At 74.2% G+C, this 4,658-nt stretch carries 1 protein-coding gene; it reads right to left on the minus strand.

Features of this window, described 5'->3' with window-relative positions; translation table 11 throughout:
* The coding region (locus tag ABZ845_RS31725) for an amino acid adenylation domain-containing protein (RefSeq protein ID WP_360986939.1) at positions 1-4,658 on the minus strand (4,658 nt) is incomplete at both ends.

Consider the following 4,658-nt stretch of genomic DNA (forward strand, 5'->3'; position numbering starts at 1 on the left):
ACCAGGGTGTTGACGAAGAAGCCGACCAGGTCGTCCAGCGCCTCGTCGGTCCGCCCGGCCACCGCCGAGCCGATCGGGATGTCGGTCCCCGCACCGGCTCGGCTCAGGGTGACGGCGAGGGCGGCCTGCAGCACCATGAACAGGGTCACGCCCCGCTCCCGCGCCAGCCGGAGCAGGCCGTGATGAAGCTCGGCGGAGGTCTCCAGCTCCACGGCGTGGCCGCGGTGGCTCACCACCGCCGGGCGCGGGTGGTCGACCGGCAGCGCCAGCTCCTCCGGTATCCCGGCCAGCGCCTCCCGCCAGTACGCCACCTGCCGGGCGAGCACTCCGTCCTGGTCCTGCTCGTCGCCGAGGAGCTCGCGCTGCCACAGCGCGTAGTCCGCGTACTGCACCGGCAGCGCGGCCCACTCGGGTGCCCGGCCCGCGGTGCGCGCCGCGTAGGCGACCGACAGGTCGCGGGCGAGCGCACCGGTCGACCAGCCGTCGGTCGCGATGTGGTGCACGGTCAGGGCCAGCACGTGGTCGTTGGGTGCCACCGCGAACAGCGCGGCCCGCAGCGGGATCTCGGTCGCCAGGTCGAGGGCGTACCCGGTGGCCTCGGCCACCGCGCCGGCCAGGTCCGTCTCGGCGACCTCGGTGACGGTCAGGTCGAAACCGCACGCGTCGAGCGGCAGGACGTGCTGGCAGGGCTGCCCGTCGACGGCCGGGAAGACGGTGTGCAGCACCTCGTGCCGGCCGATCACGTCACGCAGCGCGGCATCCAGCGCCTCGCGGTCCAGTTCCCCGGTCAGCCACAGCACGGCGGGCACGTTGTAGGTCGCGCTGGGGCCCTCCAGCTGTCCGATGAACCAGAGCCGTTGCTGCGCGTAGGAGAGCGGCATCAGCTCGGGGCGCGCCATCGCGGTCAGCGCCGCCCGGCCCGTGCCGGCCCCGTCCAGCCGGGCGGCCAGCGCGGCCGGCGTGGGCGCCTCGAAGAGCACCCGCAGCGGCACCTCGACGCCCAGCACCACCCGGATCCGGCTGACCAGTCGCATCGCCAGCAGCGAGTGACCGCCCAGCGCGAAGAAGTCGTCGTCCGCGCCGACCTTCTCCAGGCCGAGTACCCCGGCGAACGCCTGGCAGAGCAGCTCGCCCTGCACGGTCGCCGGGCCCCGGCCCGCGCCCGCGCCCGCGGTGTACGACGGCGCGGGCAGGGCGCGGCGGTCCAGCTTGCCGTTGACCGTCAGGGGCAGCGCCTCCAGCACCACCACGGCCGCGGGCACCATGTAGGCGGGCAGCCGCTCGGCCGCGGACTCTCGGACCGCGCCCGGGAGCCCGGCGTCGGCCCGGCCGTCGGTGGGCACCACGTACGCCACCAGGCGGATGTCACCCGGCACGTCCTCCCGTGCCACTACGGCGGACTGCGCGACGGCCCGGTGGGCGGCGACGGCCGCCTGCACCTCGCCCAGCTCGATCCGGAAGCCGCGGACCTTGACCTGCTCGTCCACCCGGCCCGCGTAGACCAGCTGCCCGTCGGCGGTCCAGCGGGCCAGGTCGCCGGTCCGGTACATGCGCTCGCCGCCGTCCCCGAACGGGCAGGCCACGAAGCGCTCCGAGGTCAGGGCCGCCCGGTCGATGTATCCGCGGGCCAGACCGGCGCCGGCGAGATACAGCTCGCCCACCGCGCCGGCGGGCACCGGGGCGAGGAAGGCGTCCAGCACGTACGCCCGCGTGTTGCCGATCGGCGAGCCGATGGCCACCTCGTCGGCCTCGGCGCGGCACCGCCAGACGGTCGCGTCGACGGTCGTCTCCGACGGCCCGTAGGTGTTGAACAGCACCCGTCCGTCCGACCAGCGCTCCACCAGCTCGCGGGAGGCCGCCTCACCGCCGACCTCCAGGACGACGTCCGCGCCGATCGAGTCGGGCTCCAGGCCCGCCAGCACCGCGGGCGGCAGCGAGGCGTGCGTGATCCGCTGCTCCGTGAAGAAACCCGCCAGCTCCTCTCCCAGCCGCCGCCCGGCCGGGACCACCACCAGGGCCGCGCCGGAGGTCAGCGCGAGCGACCACTCCAGGCCGAAGTTGTCGAAGCTCACCGAGGCGAACTGTGCCACCCGCGAGCCGTGACCGGCGCCGAACCGGGCCAGTCCGCCCACCGTGTTGGCGAACCCGCCGTGCGAGACCAGCACGCCCTTGGGGCGACCGGTCGACCCGGAGGTATAGACCACGTAGGCCGGCTGCTGCGGCAGCAGCCCGGTCCGCTCGCCGGCCACCGGCGCGCCGTCCAGACCGGCCAGCTCCGCGTCCAGCCGCGGCTCGTCGAGCGTCCACAGCGGCGCCGCGAGCTGCTCCGGCAGCACCCCGACGGTGCCCAGCGAGGTCAGCACCACGGCCGGCGCCGCGTCCTCGAGCATGTAGGCGATCCGCTCGGCCGGGTACTCCGGGTCGATCAGCTGGTAGGCCCCGCCCGCCTTCAGTACGCCCAGCAGCGCCACCATGAGCTCGGCGCCGCGCTCCAGGCAGACGCCGACCAGCGACTCCGGCCCGACGTCCTGGCCCAGCAGGCGGCGGGCCAACCGGTTCGCCCGGGCGTCCAGCTCCGCGTACGACATCTCGACGTCGCCGGCCACCACGGCGACCGCGTCCGGGGTCCGCGCCGCCTGGGCCTCGAACAGCTCGGGCACCGCAGCCGGGGCCGGCTGCCGGTCCGTGGCGTTCCACTCCGCCAGCACCCGGTCGGTGCCGACCGGGTCCAGCACCGTCACCGCCGACAGGCGGGAGTCCGGGGCCTCTTCCAGCGCGGCCACCAGGTTGCCCAGACAGGTGTGCACCAGCGCGCACACCTGCTCCGGGTCGACCGGGCCGACGCTGTCGACACTCAGCATGAATCCGGCGCCGGTGTCGTCGACCGCGAGGCTCAGCGGGTAATTGGTGACGTCCCGGGTGGTCAGCAGCCTGATGCCGGCCAGCCCGCTGTCGCGGCCGGCTTCCTCGCCCCGGGCGGCGCCCTGGCTGTGCCGGAAGTTGAAGATGGAGGTGAACAGCGGGCTGCCGCCCGGAACCCCGCTCGCCTTCTGGGCCAGCGCGAGCGGTGCGTGCTCGTGTACCAGCAGCTCGGCCAGCTGGTCCCGCATCGCCGTCAGCGCCTGGCCGGCGCTCTGTCCGGCCACCGGGACGCGCACCGGCAGCGTATTGAGGAACAGGCCGGGCACCCGGTCGGAGCCGGTACCCGCGTTCATCCGGCCGAACAGTACGGTGCCGAACACCACGTCGTCGCGGCCACTGACCGCGGCCAGCACCCGGCCCCACGCCAGATGGAACACGGTGGCCGCACTCACCCCGTTTTCGCGCGCCAACTTCCTCAGCCGACCGGACAGTTCACCGTCGACGGCGGAGTGTGCCACGACCACGCCGCGGCCGTCCCCCTGGGCGTCCAGCAGGCCGAACGGGGCCGTGGTCTCCTCGACGTCACCCAGTAGCCCGGCGAAGAACCGCTCATGCTCGTCATCCGAGACGCCGAGGCGGGCCTGCGCCACGAAGTCGCGGAACGGCAGCGGCTCGGGCAGCGTTCCGCCGCGTCCGGAGAGGAACGCACGCAGCTCGCCGAGCACCACGTCCAGGGTGGTGTGGTCCTGCACCAGGTGGTGGATCCGCAGCAGGGCGAACCAGCGGTCGCTGCCGGGCTCGGGGGCGACATAGGCCCGGATCAGCGGTGCCCGGTCCAGGTCCATCCAGGACGCACCGAGGGCGAGCAGCTGCTCGGCCGCGTCGGCGCCGTGCGGATCCAGCGCGACCTCCTGGACCGGCAGTTCGGCGCGCCGGTGGACGACCTGCACCGGCTGGCGCAGGCTTTCCCAGACGATGGCGGTCCGCAGGATGTCATGCCGGTCGATCACCTGCTGGAACGCCGCGAGGAACGCGTCCAGGCGGTCCCGGGAGTCGAAACCGAGGACCGCCGGCGACGCGTACACATCCGCGTCGTCGCCGTTCTGACGGGCCACGAGGTGGTGGAAGAACAGCCCCTCCTGCAGCGGCGCCAGCGGATAGACGTCGGCCACGTTGGCCGCACCGCCCTCGACCGTCGCCACCACCCGCGCGATCTCGGCGGGGTCCAGCTCGACCAACGGCAGCATCTCGGGGGTGATCTCGGTGGCGCCGGCCGGGATCCGGTTCACCGGCACCGCCACCTGCTCCGCACCCGCCACGGCGGCCAGACCCGCCGGCGTCGAGGTCTGGAACAGCGCCTTCACCGACACCGACAGACCACGCGCCCGCAGCGACTCGACGAGTGAGACGGCCAGCAGGGAATGGCCGCCGAGGCTGAAGAAGTCGTCGTCGACGCCGACCGTGTCCAGGCCGAGGACCTCGGCGAAGGCCTGGCAGAGCAGCTCCTCCTGGGCGTTCGCCGGCGCGCGGCCGGCACCCGCCGAGGCGGCGAGGTCGGGAGCGGGCAGGGCCTTGCGGTCCAACTTGCCGTTGGCAGTCAGCGGGAGCGCGTCGAGCAGTACGAAGGCGGAGGGCACCATGTAGTCCGGCAGGCGCTCGGCGGCGTGGGCAGCCACTGCCTCGGTCAACTCGCCCGCCGCAGTGTCGGCGTCGGCGGGTACCAGGTAGGCCACCAGGCGCTTGTCGCCCGGCACGTCCTCCCGGGCGACCACGGCAGCCTGCGCGACCTGCGGGTG

Source organism: Streptomyces sp. NPDC047022 (assembly GCF_040644155.1).
Taxonomy (GTDB): Bacteria; Actinomycetota; Actinomycetes; order Streptomycetales; family Streptomycetaceae; genus Streptomyces.